Origin of the sequence: Sediminihaliea albiluteola (genome assembly GCF_014077625.1) — a bacterium.
GTDB classification, from domain to species: Bacteria; Pseudomonadota; Gammaproteobacteria; order Pseudomonadales; family Halieaceae; genus Sediminihaliea; species Sediminihaliea albiluteola.
Genome location: NZ_JACFXU010000013.1, coordinates 318,303 through 335,193, shown reverse-complemented (window position 1 = coordinate 335,193; position 16,891 = coordinate 318,303). Strand labels below are relative to the sequence as shown.

The 16,891-nt window shown below is 53.0% G+C and carries 12 protein-coding genes and 1 tRNA gene; 8 read left to right on the top strand and 5 right to left on the bottom strand.

Features of this window, described 5'->3' with window-relative positions; genetic code table 11:
• Positions 1–29: 29 nt before the first annotated feature.
• The 3 genes from H2508_RS15285 to H2508_RS02560 all read right to left on the bottom strand — a co-directional run bounded on the left by H2508_RS15285 (position 30) and on the right by H2508_RS02560 (position 982).
• Complete coding sequence (locus tag H2508_RS15285; RefSeq protein ID WP_182168826.1) at positions 30–194, bottom strand: diguanylate cyclase domain-containing protein; 165 nt, start codon at positions 192–194, stop codon at positions 30–32.
• Between the two features lie 81 nt (positions 195–275).
• Positions 276–352: transfer RNA gene (locus tag H2508_RS02565), tRNA-Arg, on the bottom strand.
• 177 nt (positions 353–529) lie between these two features.
• Positions 530–982, bottom strand: a complete 453-nt coding sequence (locus H2508_RS02560; RefSeq protein WP_182168825.1) for a nitroreductase family deazaflavin-dependent oxidoreductase — start codon at positions 980–982, stop codon at positions 530–532.
• 203 nt (positions 983–1,185) lie between these two features.
• Here H2508_RS02560 and H2508_RS02555 point away from each other — a divergent pair, with 203 nt between their 5' ends.
• Positions 1,186–1,590 (top strand): secondary thiamine-phosphate synthase enzyme YjbQ, encoded by a 405-nt coding sequence (locus tag H2508_RS02555; RefSeq protein ID WP_182168824.1) that lies wholly within the window; start codon positions 1,186–1,188, stop codon positions 1,588–1,590.
• 234 nt (positions 1,591–1,824) lie between these two features.
• A complete protein-coding gene (gene rmf, locus H2508_RS02550; RefSeq protein WP_182168823.1) occupies positions 1,825–2,028 on the top strand; it encodes a ribosome modulation factor in 204 nt (67 codons plus the stop codon).
• 60 nt (positions 2,029–2,088) lie between these two features.
• Here rmf and H2508_RS02545 read toward each other — a convergent pair whose 3' ends face one another.
• Complete coding sequence (locus H2508_RS02545) at positions 2,089–6,933, bottom strand: NAD-glutamate dehydrogenase (protein ID WP_182168822.1); 4,845 nt, start codon at positions 6,931–6,933, stop codon at positions 2,089–2,091.
• Between the two features lie 302 nt (positions 6,934–7,235).
• On the opposite strand from H2508_RS02545, the gene H2508_RS02540 reads away from it, so the two are divergent.
• Genes H2508_RS02540 through H2508_RS02515 form a run of 6 tightly spaced genes read left to right on the top strand, consistent with a single transcriptional unit; the run spans position 7,236 to position 14,199 of the window.
• Positions 7,236–8,192 (top strand): AAA family ATPase, encoded by a 957-nt coding sequence (locus tag H2508_RS02540; protein ID WP_182168821.1) that lies wholly within the window; start codon positions 7,236–7,238, stop codon positions 8,190–8,192.
• A 10-nt stretch (positions 8,193–8,202) separates the two neighbouring features.
• On the top strand, positions 8,203–9,144 hold the full coding sequence (locus H2508_RS02535) for a DUF58 domain-containing protein (RefSeq protein WP_182168820.1): 942 nt from the start codon (positions 8,203–8,205) through the stop codon (positions 9,142–9,144).
• 1 nt (position 9,145) lies between these two features.
• Entirely contained in the window at positions 9,146–9,631 is a 486-nt protein-coding gene (locus H2508_RS02530; RefSeq protein ID WP_182168819.1) for a DUF4381 domain-containing protein, read from the top strand.
• Positions 9,628–10,665: a vWA domain-containing protein gene (locus H2508_RS02525; protein ID WP_182168818.1), complete on the top strand. Its 1,038-nt coding sequence runs from the start codon at positions 9,628–9,630 to the stop codon at positions 10,663–10,665. The genes H2508_RS02530 and H2508_RS02525 overlap by 4 nt, the downstream gene beginning before the upstream one ends.
• Positions 10,662–12,503, top strand: a complete 1,842-nt coding sequence (locus H2508_RS02520; RefSeq protein ID WP_235964721.1) for a VWA domain-containing protein — start codon at positions 10,662–10,664, stop codon at positions 12,501–12,503. The genes H2508_RS02525 and H2508_RS02520 overlap by 4 nt, the downstream gene beginning before the upstream one ends.
• The gene (locus H2508_RS02515; RefSeq protein ID WP_182168817.1) at positions 12,487–14,199 is read left to right on the top strand and encodes a BatD family protein; all 1,713 of its coding nucleotides are present in this window, start codon (positions 12,487–12,489) and stop codon (positions 14,197–14,199) included. Before H2508_RS02520 ends, H2508_RS02515 begins: the two co-directional genes overlap by 17 nt.
• Before the next feature lie 29 nt (positions 14,200–14,228).
• On the opposite strand, the gene pepN is transcribed toward H2508_RS02515, so the two are convergent.
• Positions 14,229–16,889, bottom strand: coding sequence for an aminopeptidase N (pepN, locus tag H2508_RS02510; protein WP_182168816.1), 2,661 nt, complete (start codon positions 16,887–16,889; stop codon positions 14,229–14,231).
• Between the last annotated feature and the right edge of the window lie 2 nt (positions 16,890–16,891).

Here is a 16,891-nt window from a genome sequence, read left to right as displayed (position 1 = left end):
TACAAAGACAGCTTTTAATAAAGTAAGAGCTAGCAATGACTACTGGCAGAGTGATAAGCGTTTTTACCGCTATTTTTAGCAGCATACATCGCCTCGTCTACCTTTCTGATTAGGGTGTCAACATCTGCGCCATCTCTAGGGTAGATAGAAATGCCTACCACCCGATAACTATGCAGCGCCTTGAAGCCCTGCATTTTGTCTGGCCACTAACTGGCCACTACCAACAAAAGTTAGCAAGGAGTCGCCAAGACAAGCAGTTGATTTTACTGGGGTTTTGGCCCGCCCGGCAGGAGTCGAACCTGCGACCTATCCCTTAGGAGGGGATTGCTCTATCCAGCTGAGCTACGGGCGGCTGAGCTGAAGAAGTTGCGCATTATGCTGAGTGACTCTTGCCATGGCAAGTTTCTATCTGCAATTAGCCTAGCCTGTAATAGCGTAACAGGTAGTAACAGTGCTACTACGCTGCAATCCGCAAACCTGAGGCAAGAAAATCGCAGTTAATGAAAAGCTCAGCCAGCATCACTTGTGCTTATAGTGGCTCTAATACCACAACAGGAATACGGCGCTCGGTGGCAGCTTGATACTGAGCATAGGGCGCGTAACTATCGACCATCTGCTGCCATAAGGCTTCGCGCTCTTGTCCCACTGCTACACGTGCTTTGGCCTTGAACTTATCAGCCGCTACCTGAACATGTACTTCTGGGTTTGCTTCCAAGTTGAGGAACCATGCCGGATGCGCTGGAGCGCCACCCTTCGAGGCAATGACACAGTACCCATCCCCTGCCTTGCCATAAATCAAGGGGATAGTTAAAGGTTCAGCTGATTTTCGACCGAGAGTTGTGAGCAATAAGGTGGTAATCATGCCTTCGCCGCCGCCTAGGGTCGCATCCCAGTAATGGCCATCCTCACCATCACTCTCGATATAGCGTGTCAGGTGATCTTTAATCCAGTCTGGCAGATTCTCTGAAATGCTTTGCTTCATACTCTTAGCCCTCAACAGTTTTAAACTTATACAATGAATTCAAAGCTCGAAGTCGCTCTACGACTGAGCACTGATTAGCTGATATTGAAGGGCTTGGTGTTAGCATATACAGCAAACTAGCCCAGCTTTATCATGACGGTCACCTAGGACCATAACAGCCCTGTCACTTTTACGATACAACAAGCCACACAGAGTAAAGCAGTTTGATTAAAACACTTAATATTTCCGTGCGCGGGCAAGGCTTGCAGCCTTTCACCGAATTAGTTGCCGCACTACTTAAGCAATCAACAGAGGATGAGGGTTTGTGTACGCTGTTTATCAGACACAGCTCCGCTAGCCTGTTAATCCAAGAAAATTATGATGACAGCGCACGCAGCGACCTGGAAAATTGGCTCAACCGCTTGGTTCCAGAGCAGGACCCACTGTATACCCACACGCTAGAAGGCAGTGATGATATGCCGGCTCATATTAAGTCAGCTCTGACCGCCACTCAGCTCAGCATTCCCTTTCAAAATCGCCAGTTGATGCTTGGCACTTGGCAGGGAATCTACCTCTGGGAACACCGCCACGGGCCGCGCACAAGACAAGTTATTGTGCAATTGCCCTAATATCTACATTGAAGGCTATATCAAGGCCCGTGCTTATTCCAAAAGGTTAGTCGACTTAATGGATAGCCTCTGCTTTGATGGAACTGTGCCTTTGGGCACCGCTTCGCTGTATTGTTATATAACTTAAGACGCAATACGGGTAACAGACCCACAAACCGTCGAGCACTCTGCGCTCAAGGTGCAGGGATTCACTCGGCGGATTTTGTGTCCAATTGCCAATGGAGGCAAGTTCTTATGAGAAGACAGAAACGCGACATGAGCAGCAGGGCCTATGATCGTGGCTATCAGGCCGGAGTATCCGGTCGCAGTCAGGATTTTTGTCCGCACGCGAATGAGCAACAGCGTTATAACTGGATATCTGGCTGGCGTGAAGGCCGCAGTGATCAATGGGACGGCCTGACCGGAGTGTCAGGCGTGCACAAACTCCGCGCCCTGTAATCTCAAGACTTACTGAGACAACAGGGCAACATTAGAAAACCCACTTAACTATCTGCCGGGTCAGCCACGAACACTGCTCTGAGCAAGATCTAAGAGCTCACGGTTGGCCACGGCAAACATGGCAAAGTCCGGCGCAGTCGTGGTGTGAAGCTCATTCAGCATTTCACGCCAGCGTTTTAGTAATACCGCCTCCTGCTCAGCCCACTGCCCAATACAAGCTTCGACATCACCCTGATCATCCATGTGCCTCAAAGCGCCTACTGCCAGGGTGCGTTGCTGCCATTCAAGATCTTCAAGATAAGTATCGCGGGCCATCGCCTGCCACTCATTATTAATCTTGCTACTGAGTATCTGGCCGCTGAACCAGTCAAGCTCCAGTTTTTCACCTAAGTAGAAGTAGAGCTCGGCTACCTGCCGCAAGGGCGCAGCTGTTTCGCTAGAGGCCTGAATAATCCCTAGTGCGGTATAAGACTGTACTGCGCTAGCCACCTGTCGTGCCAAATCCTCACTGACACCGGCCTCACGATAATGACTCTCAAGCACCTGGTATTGCTGCAAGAGGCGCCCCTGCAGTAGATCTGGGATCGACTGCCGCAGAACAGCCACACCTTCGCCAAACTCAGCAATGCTGGCACTCGGCGCTAATTGGTGACGACGGTTACGCAGCAACCAGCGTACTGCGCGCCGCACTAGCCGTATCAGGTGCAACATCATGTCCAGCTGCACCTTAGCATCGACTTGGTTATCGAGCGCTTCTATCTCATCCCAGAGTTTGGCGATGGCGTACACTTCCATAATAGCCGTATACGCTCTAGCGACATCCGCCACCGAGGCGCCGGTAGCTTTGCGCTGACGTTCTACAAAAGTCAGCCCCATGCGGTTGACAATATCATTGGCAACCTGGGTGCAAAGAATCTCACGGTGCAAGCGGTGCTCTAACAATTCTTCGCCATAGCGCTCTACTAGCTCTGAGGGGAATGCCGATGCCACTGAATGTGAGAGGTGCGGATCCACGCCAAGGTCAGATGCAATTAACTCTTCTTTAAGCATCGATTTACTGTAGGACACCAGTATGGCGAGCTCCGGTCGCGTTAAGCCCTTGCCATGACCGCGACGCTCAGCCAACTCCTCGTCGCTAGGGATAAACTCTAGCTCTCGACTCAATCGCCCTGCTGATTCGAGATCGCTAATAAAGCGTTGGTATTCACCACTGCGGTCAAGCGCTTGGTGTTCGGCCAAGCTGATAGCCTGTGTTTGGCGGTAATTATTTTTAAGTACCAACTGAGTGACGCTATCGGTCATCTGCTCTAGCAGCTCATTGCGATGCTTCTCTGTCAGATCACCGCGGGCTACTATCGCGTTCAACAGAATTTTAATATTAACTTCGTGGTCAGAACAATCGACCCCGCCGGCGTTATCAATAAAATCGGTATTTGAACGACCACCGCCGAGACAGTATTCCACACGAGATAATTGTGTCATGCCGAGGTTGCCGCCCTCACCAATGATACGGCAGCGCAAACGATTAGCGTTGACACGAACGCCATCGTTGGCTTTATCACCCACATCCATATGTGACTCAAGGCTGGATTTGACATAGGTGCCAATGCCCCCGTTCCACAGCAAATCTACTCGAGCCTGCAATATTCGCGAAATCAAATCATTGGGCGTTAGGTGATCTTCTTCAATATCGAAACAAGCCTTCATTTGAGGGCTGATAACCACCGACTTAGCACTGCGGTTAAAGATGCCGCCACCAGCTGAAATCAACTCACTGTTGTAATCGGCCCAACTTGAGCGCGGCAATTTAAACAGCCGTTCACGCTCTGTATAGCTGGTCGCTGCATCGGGGTCTGGATCAACAAAAATATGCATGTGGTTAAAGGCGGCTAGTAAGCGGATATGCTTGGAACGCAGCATGCCGTTGCCAAACACGTCGCCGCCCATATCGCCAATACCCACTACTGTAAAGTCTTCATTTTGCACGTCGATCCCTATCTCACGGAAATGACGCTGTACAGAGACCCAGGCACCGCGGGCGGTGATGCCCATTTTTTTGTGGTCGTAGCCAACACTGCCACCCGAGGCAAAAGCATCACCGAGCCAGAAGTCATATTCAGCTGCTATGCCATTGGCAATATCCGAGAACGTCGCCGTTCCCTTGTCGGCCGCTACAACCATATAGGGGTCTTCATCATCTTTTGCCACCACCTGAGATGGACGTTGAATACCCGACTCAACTCGGTTGTCAGTGATGTCTAAGAGGCCGCGAATAAACATTTTGTAGCATTCAATGCCCTCCTGCTGAATTTCATCGCGGGACATATCTGCCGACAAGGCCTTGGCGACAAAGCCGCCCTTGGCACCTACAGGGACAATCACGGAGTTCTTCACTTGCTGTGCTTTAACTAAGCCCAAGACTTCGGTGCGGAAGTCTTCCTGGCGGTCTGACCAGCGCAGACCACCGCGAGCGACTTTACCCCCGCGCAGATGCACACCTTCAACTCTGGGCGAGTAAACGAAAATCTCATACATGGGCACCGGAGCCGGCATGTCCGGAATAGCCTGCGGATTCAATTTGAAGGAGAAGTAAGGTTTGAGTTTGCCCGACTCACCCTCTTGGAAAAAGTTGGTGCGCAAGGTGGCCTTAATCACCGCAATAAACTGACGAATAACACGGTCTTCACTGAGGTTTTCTACCTGCTCCAAAGCATCCAAAATACGTTTTTCAACAATTTCTTCGCGCTGGGCCCGCCAGCCCTCGTCACCATCGAACACTGGCGAAAATCGGGTCAGGAAAAGCTCCATCACATGGTCAGTGAGAGACAGGTGGTTAGCCATGGTCTCAGCAATGTACTCAACACTGTAAGAGAACTGTATCTGCCTCAAATAGCGCGCATAAGCGCGCAGCAGAGCAATCTCACGCCAGGTGAGTTGAGTACCCAACAAGAGGCGGTTGAATGAATCGTTTTCGGCTTCGCCAAACCAAATACGAGTAAAGGCTTCCTCGAAATCATCTCGCACTTGCTCAAGGTCGATATTTTTTACTAGAGAGTAAATAAGACTAAACTCTTGAATCCAGTAACGCTTACTATCGGCAGCCCGCACACCATAGGGGCGCTCCGAAACCACCCGCAGGCCCAGATTCTCTAGGATAGGCATGATATCCGACAGTGGTAGAGAGTCGCCGCTGTGATAGATACGCAGACGTAACTTTTCATCGCCCTCTTCCAGCAGCCGGTACAGTCGCAAGACCAGTTCGTTGCCGGGCTTTAATGAGAGAATCTGACGAATATCCATCAAGGCAACACGTGGATCAAAATCATCCCGATAACCTGGCGGGAAACCAGAGCCGATATTGCGCGCTAGGTGCTCGCCCTGCTCCTCACCAAACTCTTCTACTAAACGGATCCTTAAGCGGTCTTCCCAAGCGAGTGTGGCCTGCACTATCTGCTCCTCTATTTCGTTGACATCGTAGTCCCTCGGATTGGAGGGGTCGACGCGCAGCACGTAGTGGCAACGCACTAAAATGGACTCTGTAAAGTGTGTGGTAAATTCAGATTCTTCGGCACCAAAAGCGCTGCTCAAAATGTTTTGCATCTTGACTCGCTGCTCAGTGTTATAGCGGTCCCGGGGCATGTAAACGAGGCAGTTTACAAACTTAGCGTGCACATCTTTGCGGACAAACAATCGGGTTTGGCGCCGCTCTTGAATTTGGTTAACCGCCACCACGGTGTCATAGAGTTCGCGGACGCTGGATTGAAATAATTCATCGCGCGGGAATAGTTCCAGCACACGCATCAACTCGCGGCCATCGTGCTCGTCGTACTCCAAGCCCGACAGCTCCATGACCTGTTCCACCTTGCGCCGCAAAATCGGAATCAGCGAAGGGTTCATGGTGTAAACAGTCGAGGTAAATAATCCGATAAAACGGTGCTGTCCGATCACTTCACCCTGATCATTGTAGGCTTTAATTTCGACGTAATCGGGATAGGCTAAGCGGTGAACGCGGGAGCGCAGGCTAGATTTTGAAAAGCTCAATTGACGGCGCTGCAACTCTTCGGGTGACATGGTATTAAGATCGGAGATTAAGTCCTTAACTCCGTGCGTAGTACGTTCACGCAACAAGCCCAGACTGAGCTCATCTTGAACTTTTACTTCGAAGCCAGGGCCGCTGCGCTGCACGCTCAAGTATTCATAGCCAAGAAATGTCATGTGGTCTTGACGCAACCACTGGCAAAAGGCCAGAGCTTCCTCTCGATTTGAGGCATCAATACACTTGCTCGCCTCAACCAAGCTGGAGGTCTCATCGAGGCGCTGCCGCATCTCTTGAAAGTCGTCTACGACAAGGGCGACCTCAGACAAAATAGCCGTCAGCGTACTGCGCAGCTGTTCTAGCTCTTCGGGATTCGAGTGCCGACCTATTTCAAAATACAGTAAACTTTCCTGAGAGACGGAATCATCTTCCCTCTCTTGGTCATCCACTACAGAGAGCAAAGCATTATCTGAGTCGCGCTCGGTGACCACATTACAACTGGCCAGTGTGTGAATGCGGATATTGCGCCGGTTCAACTCACCTCGCACCGAGGCTGTACAGAAGGGCATATCTCGGCACAGCACCGCCACCACGGTGTACTTGCTTTCCCAGCCATGGCCCTGCAATTCCGGATTAAAAATCCGCACCTTAGGCTCTGGTTTGTCCCAGCTGTGCATAAAGCGCAGCAAACCGTAAAGACAACCGTAAAGATTCTCTACCGAGCGCCCCCGCATATCTTCAGCTGCAAAGCGACTTAAAAATACCGCCGCCAAATTATGCAGTGATTGACGGTGCGCAACATCACTGCGCTTCTCGATTCTTTTGGCTAAGTCTTTGAGTAAACTTTGTTTCAGTGCATCCCAGGCCATCGGGGTTCTCAACTCCTGTAATGGACGCCTCTGCACCCCCAGCGGGCACAGCCAGCTCTGTTATCTCACAGAGATAGTCTAGCCCAAATGAGTTGTGACTGTAGCCTGTTGCGGCTGGAACTTTTGCACAGCAATTGAGTCTCAGAGGGGTCCACATAAGGCTTTTGGAAAAGCCGTGGCCCTAGCAACTGGGCTTAGTTAAAATGCGGCCTCTTGGCAGGCTCGGTGTCCACATTGCCTTTATGCCAACACCCGGCACCCTGCCGAGCCCAATAACAAATAGCGACCCGATAGGAGACAGCGTGGCAAGCGCAGACCTTAAAGCATTGGAACACTGGCTCAGCCAGCAAATTATTGGCCAAGCCCATTTGGTGCAACGGCTAATTATCGCCCTGCTCGCCGATGGCCACTTATTGGTGGAAGGGGCCCCTGGACTGGCCAAAACCCGGGCTATCAAAGCGCTGGCTGATGGTCTTGAAGGCTCATTCCATCGCATTCAGTTCACGCCAGACCTACTGCCTGGGGATGTGACAGGCACCGAAATTTACCGCCCTCAAACGGGAAGCTTTGAGTTTCAACAGGGACCCGTGTTTAACAACTTAGTGTTGGCAGACGAAATCAACCGCGCGCCAGCTAAGGTTCAGTCTGCTCTGCTGGAAGCCATGGCAGAAAGGCAAGTTAGTGTAGGCAGCAAGACCTACAATCTGCCGGAGCTGTTTCTGGTGATGGCTACCCAAAACCCCATTGAGCAGGAGGGTACCTATCCACTACCGGAAGCCCAGCTGGACCGTTTCCTACTGCACGTTAAAGTCGGCTATCCCGACGCTCAAGCAGAGCGGGACATATTGCGCCTGACTCGGGCTGAAGCAGCCCAGCACAACACCGAAGCTGCGCCCTCACTCAGCCAGGCGGCGGTGATGTCCGCTCGCTCTGAGGTACTGGCTCTGCATATGGCCGAAGCGGTGGAGGAATACATTGTGCAGCTCGTGGTCGCCACACGTGATCCTTCTGCCTACTCCTCCCAACTGGCAGAGTGGCTTGAATACGGCGCCAGCCCTCGGGCCACCATCGCACTCGATCGCTGTGCCCGCGCCCACGCCTGGCTCAAAGGCCAGGACTTTGTCAGCCCCGATGACGTGCAAGCAGTCGCCGCTGACGTCTTGCGGCACCGTTTAATTCTGAGCTTCGAAGCTGAAGCCAATGGTGTCACTAGCGACCAAGTGATCCGTGAACTGACCGCTTTAGTACCCGTTGCCTGAGCAGCCAAGCATGCCAGCCAATAAGATGCAGCAACCCGCCACTGGCGCATATGTCGATCTGGCCACTCTGATCGCACAGCGTTTTTATGCTGTGCAGCTGCAGCTATGGCGACGAAAACGTGCCCTGAGCGCACTGGCTGGGCCCAACAAAAGTAATTTCCGCGGCCGTGGCATTGACTTCGAAGAAGTGCGCGCCTATCAGCCTGGAGATGATATTCGCAGTATCGATTGGCGCGTGACTGCACGAACCGGCGACGCCCATACCAAACTATTCCGCGAAGAACGGGAGCGCCCTGTACTGATTGCTATTGATCAGCGCAACAGCCAGTTTTTTGGCTCACAGCACTGTTTCAAATCGGTGCTCGCTGCGCATATAGCCAGCTTAATAGCTTGGAGCGCATTAGCTAACGGCGATCGCGTAGGTGCCCTAGTATTTAACGAGCAGCAACACCGCGAGATTCGCCCTCGCCGCAGCCGTAAAACAGTGCTGGCGATTCTCTCAGAAATCGCTCATTACAATCAGCTACTGCCACTGAAAAATATCCATTCTGCGAATAGCTTCAGCGACATGCTGTCACAACTACGTCATGTGGCGCGGCCAGGCAGCAGTATCTATTTGATCAGCGATTTTCAGGGTGCAAATGAAACTCGCGCACAAAAGCACCTCTATCAACTAGCTCAACACACCGAGATAACGGCCTTTGCCTGTTCTGACCCGCTGGAGCGCGAACTGCCTCAAGCCGGACTCTATGCGGTCACCGATGGCCAAAGACGCACCCAGCTCAATACCGCTGATAAAACCCTGCGCAAAAACTATGCGCAAAGCGCCCGTATCCGAGCAGACAATCTAACAGCCAGTATGCAGCGGCTTGGGATTCCTTTATTAGAGCTGTCAACAAGCGACTCCCCTTTTGCTGTGTTACAGCGCTATTACGGCGCGGAGGGACGCTAGCATGCAATCACAAGATCCCTTAGCACAACTGGCCCCGCTTCGCCTACCGGCCGATCCACATTGGTGGCCCCCCGCTCCGGGCTGGTGGGTACTGGCAATACTTTTCTTAGTGGCAGTGCTCAGTGGCCTCTACTTGCTTCTGCGGCGCCATCGCCGGCGCCGCTATCGCCGCACTGCAGTGGCCCAGTTAGAGAACTGCTACCAATCAATCGCTGCTAATGAGCACTTGCCTTACCTGAATGAATGTAACCGCTTGCTCAAGATCGTAGCATTGCGCAGTTTTCCTCAGCGAGATGTAGCAGCACTTAGCGGCCAGGCTTGGCTAGATTTTCTCCAGCAGACTAACCCCAAGCCCGACCAGCAGGCCTTTAGCAAGAGCCTAAACACCCAGCTATATGCAAAAAACAGCGCTGTTAAGCCGGCTGAGATAGAACACTTGCACCGCAGTGCAAAACAATGGATTTTACGACATAGGGCCGCCTCATGATTGAATGGCAATGGCCTTGGTTATTTCTGCTGCTACCTTTACCTTGGTTGCTGCGGCGCCTATTGCCTGCCACGCGCAGCCAGCAGCTGGCCTTGCGCGCCCCCTTCTTTGATCAGTGGCAGCAGCTCAGTGAGCGCAGCGCAAGCACTACAGCAAGCTCTGGGCGCCTGGCACTAATTGCTCTGAGTCTGCTGTGGATCTGCTTACTGATCGCCTCGGCTCGCCCCATGTGGATTGGTGACCCGGTCGAATTACCCAACAGCGGCCGCGACCTGATGCTCGCTGTTGACCTCAGCGGCAGTATGCGCATCGAAGATATGCAGGTCAGCCAGCGCTATGTACGCCGTATCGATGCTGTTAAAGCTGTCGGAGCTGATTTTATTGCGCGCCGCCAGGGCGACCGCTTGGGGCTGATATTATTCGGCAGTCACGCTTATGTTCAATCGCCACTGAGCTTTGACACTGCCACTGTGCAGCGTTTTCTTGAAGAGGCCCAGCTTGGCTTTGCCGGTCAAGAGACAGCGATTGGCGATGCCATAGGTTTAGCCGTTAAGCGCCTAAAAGAACGCCCCGCACAGAGCCGAGTACTCATCCTGCTCACCGATGGGCAAGACAACGCCAGCTCCGTCCAGCCTTTAGAGGCAGCGCGCTTAGCAAGGGACCTCGATATTCGGATCTACACCATTGGTATCGGCGCTGACCAGATGACCATGCCGGGCTTGTTTGGCTCCAGTTTTGGCAGCCGCCAAGTGAATCCCTCTGCCGACATGGATGAGGAGGCACTGCGCGAGATTGCCCAGTTAACCGGCGGGCGTTATTTCAGAGCTCGCGATCCAAAAGAACTGGCAGCTATTTATCAAATGCTGGATGAACTGGAGCCAGTAGAGCAAGACGCTTCGGTGTTTAGACCCCGTCAATCTTTAGCGCACTGGCCATTAGCAGTCGCTCTCTTGCTGAGCTTTTTTCTCGCCCTATACCGCTGCCAGCAAAGCGGCCTGTTGCGCAGCCCCCGCATTACAGGAAACAAAGCATGACTATTGGCGGCCTTCATCTAATGCGGCCCGAATGGCTCTGGGCACTATTGCCCTGCGCGGTATTATTTATAGCGCTGTGGTATAGCCGCAAACGCGCCGGTAGCTGGAGTTCAGTGATCGCGCCTGAATTGCTGCAGCACTTAGTCGGTGAACAGGCGGCCATTCGTCAGCGTAACTATCTGCCTTGGATATTAATCGCTTGGCTACTGGCAGTGGTCGCCCTGGTCGGGCCCAGTGTCAGCAAAATTCAGCAACCTGTTCATCAGCGGGAGGCGGCTCTGCTGCTTGTGCTCGATCTCAGCTATTCAATGAAAGCGGCTGATGTAGCACCCTCTCGCATTGACCGAGCACGGCAGAACATTATCGACCTGCTGCAAGAGCGTGATGAGGGACAGACTGGCCTAATCGCCTTTGCCGGTGACGCCCACGTGGTAACCCCACTGACTGATGATCACCCTACAATTATTAACTTACTACCGGCGCTAAATCCCGACATGATGCCGGTACCTGGCAGTGATGCCCAGAGCGCTATTGAGCTCGCATTAGAGCTATTGAAATCCGGAGGCATTATCGGCGGCCGCATAGTACTGCTGACCGATGGAGTGAGCGCGAGCCAAACTAGCTCCATTGCTGAGGCTGTGCAGGATGCGGGGGCCGAATTGATAGTAATGGGCGTGGGCACGGCCAATGGCGCCCCTCTCCCTCTACCCGGCGGTGGCTTTGTCAAAGATAGCCAGGGCGCGATAGTCATGCCTGGGCTCGATAGCGAATCCCTCACCAAGCTAGCGCGCCGGGCTGGTGGCCGTTATCTGCCACTGGAATTGGCAATGAACCCGGAGGATCTAGCGGCCTTAGCCAACAACGAATTACTGCCCGGACAGGAGCGCTTAACAAGCTCTAGTCGCCGTGCTGATCACTGGCAAGATCAAGGCTATTTCTTGGTACTGCTCTTGTTACCGCTGGTTTTAGTGCTATTTAGACGTGGTCTCCTATTTACTTTAGTGCCTTTGTTCTTCGTCCTTGAGCCACACAGTGCCCAGGCGCAGAGCTGGGATAGTCTATGGCTGACAGCTGACCAGCAGGGTGTGCGCGCCCTAGAGCAAGGCGAGCTCGAGCGTGCCCAGCAACTGTTTGATAATCCGGCTTGGGCCGGGACGGCTGCCTACCAAAATGGTGACTACGAAGCCGCCGTGGAGAATTTCTCCAGTGGCGATTCCGCTGATGATTGGTATAACCGCGGCAATGCTTTAGCCCGTTCTGGCCAGCTCGATCAAGCCATAGAAGCCTACCGTCAATCACTGGCAATTAAGCCCGATCAGGCTGATGCACAAAACAACATTGAACTCTTGGAGCAACTGAAGCAGCAGCAAGAACAACAAGAGCAGCAGGACTCATCCTCAGAGGATGCTGACAATCAGGATCAACAGCAGAATCAAGATCAAGGGCAAGATCAAGAGCAGTCCCAAGGAGATCAAGACTCCCAAGATGCTCAGCAAAACAATGAGCCAAGCGAACAACAAGCGTCAAAACAGAACGAGCCACAAGATTCTTCCCAGCAGCAAGCACAAGACCAGGATCAGGACTCTGAGCAAAATGATGAAGCTGACAAGGCTAGCCAAGAGCCAGAGGAACAAGCACAGCAAGAAGATGCCGAGGCCAGAGCACAGCAAGAACAGGCTCAGGCCAGCCCAGAACAAGCAGAGCGCGATCAGGCCATGGAGCAATGGCTACGCCGCGTACCCGATGACCCTTCGGGGTTATTGCGAGAAAAATTTCGCTACGAAAGCCGTCAACGACAACAGCAGGGAATTAAGCCCAACAATGAAAGTTACTGGTAAGCGACTGTATTTATATGTGCTGGCTTTGCTGCTACTGTGCAGCAGCGCACAGGCTGCCTTGGAAGCTCAGATTGATCGCCATCAAGTGGCCCTTGGCGACACGCTACGCCTGGTGATTTCTGCCACTGGCAACGAAGACTTAGGACGTATAGAGCTCAGCGAACTCGAGCAAGATTTCAGTATTCTGCAGCGCTCTAATAACAGCAGCATTAGCATTATTAATGGCAGACGCTCGCAAACCCGCCAATTAATTCTTGATCTGAGTGCAAAACGTGTCGGCACGCTACAAATTCCTGCGCTATCTTCCGGCTCTGCACGCACTAATGCCATCAGCGTAGAAGTCAGCGAGCCGCCTGAATTACCCGGTGGTGATCAAGCCGTGGTATTTGAAGCCGAAGTAGATCGTGAGTCCGTGTATGTACAAGGGCAAGTATTACTCACGCTGAGAATACAGCAATCGATCAACCTCGATTCACGCAGCGTCACCGAGTTAAAACTGGACAATGCCTTTGTTAAAGAACTGGAGCAACAGTCCTTCCAGCGCAATGTGAATGGTAGGCCTTGGCTAGTACACGAAATCCGCTACGCCATATTTCCCGAACAAAGCGGCACATTGGAAATACCTGCACAAACATTTTCTGCCCGAGAAGCCCTGCCCCAACGCAGTATGTTCAATCGCGCCCAGGGCCGTCTCGTTCGCCGCAATAGTGAAGCCTTGCGTATCGATGTACTACCGCGCCCAGAAGATTTTCCGGCCCAGGCAACCTGGCTGCCAGCCAAAGATCTAAAAATTATTGAACGCTGGTCGTCACCGCCAGAGCAATTAAGCGCTGGCGAATCCACCACACGCAGTATTCAGCTCGTAGCCGAAGGCTTGCAAGGGGCCCAGCTTCCCCCTGTTTTATTTCCCTCTACAGCGGGCCTGAAATATTACCCCGACCAGCCTGAGATTATGGAAAGCGAATTGAGCACTGGTCTTGTCGGACAAAGGCAAGACAGTGCTGCACTGGTGCCAACTGCCGCTGGCAATTATCACATTCCAGAAATCCGTATACCTTGGTGGGATACCGAAGCAGGCATCCTGCGAGAAGCGGTTCTAGCGGGCCGAGACATCAGCGTAAGCGCTGCCGAAGGCCTTAGTGAGAGTAGTGCAGATGGTCCAGACAGCCTACAAGTAGCTGACCCTACAGTGGCAATAAAAACTGTAGCTGGGGGCAGCGCCCCAGCCAGCAATCAGCTGTTGTTTTGGCAAGCCTTAGCGATCAGCTCCAGCATCGGCTGGCTGGCAACACTCCTGTGGCTATGGCGCTCCAGCAAGACCAAGCGAGTCAGTCCCGCACAAAGCTTAACTCGTTCAGCCTCGCCGGCGAACGAGAGCAGCAGCTATAAAAAAGTTTTAGCGGCCTGCGCAGCTAACCAAGCGGAGAAAACACGCCAAGCTCTGCTGTTATGGGCGCAGCATCTCTACCCCCAGGGCCCAGCACCAGCCTCATTAGAAGAGTTCGCCGCGCACTGTGGCGACCACGACTTCAGCAACGAAATTGATAGGCTTAACCGACAGCTCTATGCCAGCGATAACAGCCAGTGGCAGGGGCAAGATCTCGCCACCTGCGTCACTGCTTTGCGTAAAAAGATCCGTGGAAAAAGTACTGCGCCTGCAGAACAACTGTCGCTTTACCCTAGCTCTGGAGTTTGAGTAAAGCGACTCGATACGCAACTAGAGCTTCAGTCTTGTAGAGACTTACTAACCACCTCATAAACGTCTACCGACAAGTCCGGCAGTGCCGCCAGCCTTTCGAGTTGCGCTTTCATCAGCTCGCCTCGATCGGGGCGATAGTTGCGCCAGCGAGTCAGTGGATTTAGCAAGCGCGACGCTATCTGGGGGTTACGGGTATTCAATTGTTCAATGACTTCCGCTAGGAAAGCGTAACCTGCGCCATCGGGGCGGTGGAACTGCAGCGAGTTATTGTTGCTAAAACCCGCGACCAAGGCCCGCACTTTATTGGGGTTACGTAAATCAAAGGCTTCGTGATCCATCAGTGAACGCACCCGCGCTAAAGCCCCCTCTCCCGGCATCGCTGACTGCAACTGCAGCCACTGATTGATGACCAATGAGTCATGCTGCCAGTCACGATAAAAGCTATCTAGCGCTTCATCGCTCTGCTGTTGTGTGCCGCGCTGGCTAATCACACGCAGTGCAGCAAGACGATCGGTCATGTTAGTTGCTGCAGCATACTGTGCTTGAGCCAATCCGATATGCTGCGCTTTAGCACATGCCAGATAATACAAACTGAGGTTGCGCAAACTGCGCGCGGCGATCTGCTCCGCCACCGGCGCATAGGGGGCATTGACCACTGAGCGCCGATAGGCGTCGAGCCATTGGCTTTCTGCGTGCTGGGCAAGTGCTGTTTCAAGTGCTTCACGAGCCCGGTGGATCAACTCAACATCAGCGCCCTCTGCCGCCGCTAATTCAGCGAGATAAGACTCGGTGGGCAAGCGCAGCATCTCGGCGACCAGTGCCGGATCCAAGCTCGTATCTGCCAACAAGCTAGCGCAAGCATCCAAATACAAGGGGTCAACCGATGGCTCTTGACCATCAGTCAATTGCTGCTGTATTTCATCCAATACCGACAAAGCCAATTGCTGGGCGGCATCCCAACGCACAAAGCCATCATCATCGCGGCTCATGAGGGCGCAGAGCTCTGCCCTGCTGTAGTTATAATCCAAACGCACTGGTGCAGAAAAACCACGCAGCAAAGAGGGTACCGGGCGCTCGCGCACCTGCTCAAAGACAAAGTGCTGCTCTGGCTCACTCAGCAACAGGACGGTAGAAGTATTATCCGCAGTCTCTGCATCGGGCGCTTGGCCTGCTAATTTAAGCGGTAAATTACCTGCCTCGCCCAACAAGCCCATCGCCAGTGGAATCAGCATGGGCTCCTTATGCGGCTGCCCCGGTGTCGGAGGACAGCTCTGTGTCACTGTCAGAGTGTAGCGCTCAGCCTCTGCATCATAGTCATCACGCACTGTTACAAGCGGCGTACCCGCTTGCGAGTACCAGCGCCTGAACTGTGTGAGATCGACACCCGAGGCATCCTCCATTGCACGCACAAAGTCTTCACAGGTGACCGCCTGGCCATCGTGGCGCTCAAAGTACAGATCCGAACCGCGGCGGAAGGCCTCTGCTCCCAGCAGAGTGTGGATCATGCGCACGACCTCAGCGCCCTTCTCATACACCGTTAAGGTATAGAAGTTAGAAATCTCTATGAAGGACTCAGGCCGCACAGGGTGGGCCATCGGGCCGGCATCTTCGGCAAACTGATGACTGCGCAGCACTGTGGCGTCAGCTACCCGCTTGACCGTGCGAGAGCCCATATCCGCAGAGAACTCGGCATCGCGGAACACCGTAAAGCCTTCTTTCAAACTCAGTTGAAACCAATCGCGACAAGTGACTCGGTTGCCCGACCAGTTGTGAAAATACTCGTGAGCCACGATGGCTTCCACGGTCTGAAAGCCAGCATCGGTGGTTGTTTCTGGGCTGCACAGTACACAGGAGCTATTAAATATATTAAGGCTCTTGTTCTCCATCGCTCCCATATTGAAGTCGTCTACGGCAACAATATTGAAGATATCCAGATCGTATTCACGGCCGTAGACCTCCTCGTCCCAGCGCATAGATTTTTTCAACGAATCCATGGCGTGCTGGCATTTACCGAGATCTTTTGCTTCCACAAAGATGCGCAAGCAGACCTCGCGACCACCCATAGTGTGAAAGTGATCTTCGATGTAGTGCAAATCACCAGCCACCAAGGCGAACAAATAGGACGGTTTGGGATGGGGGTCATGCCATCTAACTCGGTGCCGACCATTGGCCAAACTTTCTTCGTGGATCGCGTTGCCATTACTCAACAGCACCGGGTAGCGAGCCTGCTCAGCCTCAATCGTCACCGTAAACTCCGACATCACGTCGGGGCGGTCCAAGTAATAAGTGATTTTACGAAAGCCCTCAGCTTCACACTGAGTACAAAACATCTTGTTCGACTTATATAAGCCTTCCAGCGAAGCATTGTCTTGCGGCAAGATGCGGGTGCCAATGCTGAGCTCAAATTGCTCCGGCACACGGTGTATCAGCAAGCCCTTGTCACTGATTTGATATTCATCCTCAGCTAAGGGGCGACCATCAATCGCCAGGGATTGCAGCTCCAACTCTTCGCCGTGTAAGAATAGTGAGTTATCCGCTGTGCTATCCGCATTGCGCAGGCAGTGCAAGTTGGCCAACACCGTGGTGTAGTCTTCGTAGAGATCAAAAGCCAGCTCCGTGCGCTCGATAAAGTAAGCCGGTGGCTGGTACTCCTGTAAGAATGTAGCGCGTGGTTGTGCATCTCGCATGA

What these genes read in the sequence shown, in the direction of transcription:
- H2508_RS15285 (WP_182168826.1), bottom strand. Translation starts at nt 194, where the DNA reads ATGCAGGGCTTCAAGGCGCTGCATAGTTATCGGGTGGTAGGCATTTCT.
- H2508_RS02560 (WP_182168825.1), bottom strand. Translation starts at nt 982, where the DNA reads ATGAAGCAAAGCATTTCAGAGAATCTGCCAGACTGGATTAAAGATCAC.
- rmf (WP_182168823.1), top strand. Translation starts at nt 1,825, where the DNA reads ATGAGAAGACAGAAACGCGACATGAGCAGCAGGGCCTATGATCGTGGC.
- H2508_RS02545 (WP_182168822.1), bottom strand. Translation starts at nt 6,933, where the DNA reads ATGGCCTGGGATGCACTGAAACAAAGTTTACTCAAAGACTTAGCCAAA.
- H2508_RS02535 (WP_182168820.1), top strand. Translation starts at nt 8,203, where the DNA reads ATGCCAGCCAATAAGATGCAGCAACCCGCCACTGGCGCATATGTCGAT.
- H2508_RS02530 (WP_182168819.1), top strand. Translation starts at nt 9,146, where the DNA reads ATGCAATCACAAGATCCCTTAGCACAACTGGCCCCGCTTCGCCTACCG.
- H2508_RS02525 (WP_182168818.1), top strand. Translation starts at nt 9,628, where the DNA reads ATGATTGAATGGCAATGGCCTTGGTTATTTCTGCTGCTACCTTTACCT.
- H2508_RS02520 (WP_235964721.1), top strand. Translation starts at nt 10,662, where the DNA reads ATGACTATTGGCGGCCTTCATCTAATGCGGCCCGAATGGCTCTGGGCA.
- H2508_RS02515 (WP_182168817.1), top strand. Translation starts at nt 12,487, where the DNA reads ATGAAAGTTACTGGTAAGCGACTGTATTTATATGTGCTGGCTTTGCTG.
- pepN (WP_182168816.1), bottom strand. Translation starts at nt 16,889, where the DNA reads ATGCGAGATGCACAACCACGCGCTACATTCTTACAGGAGTACCAGCCA.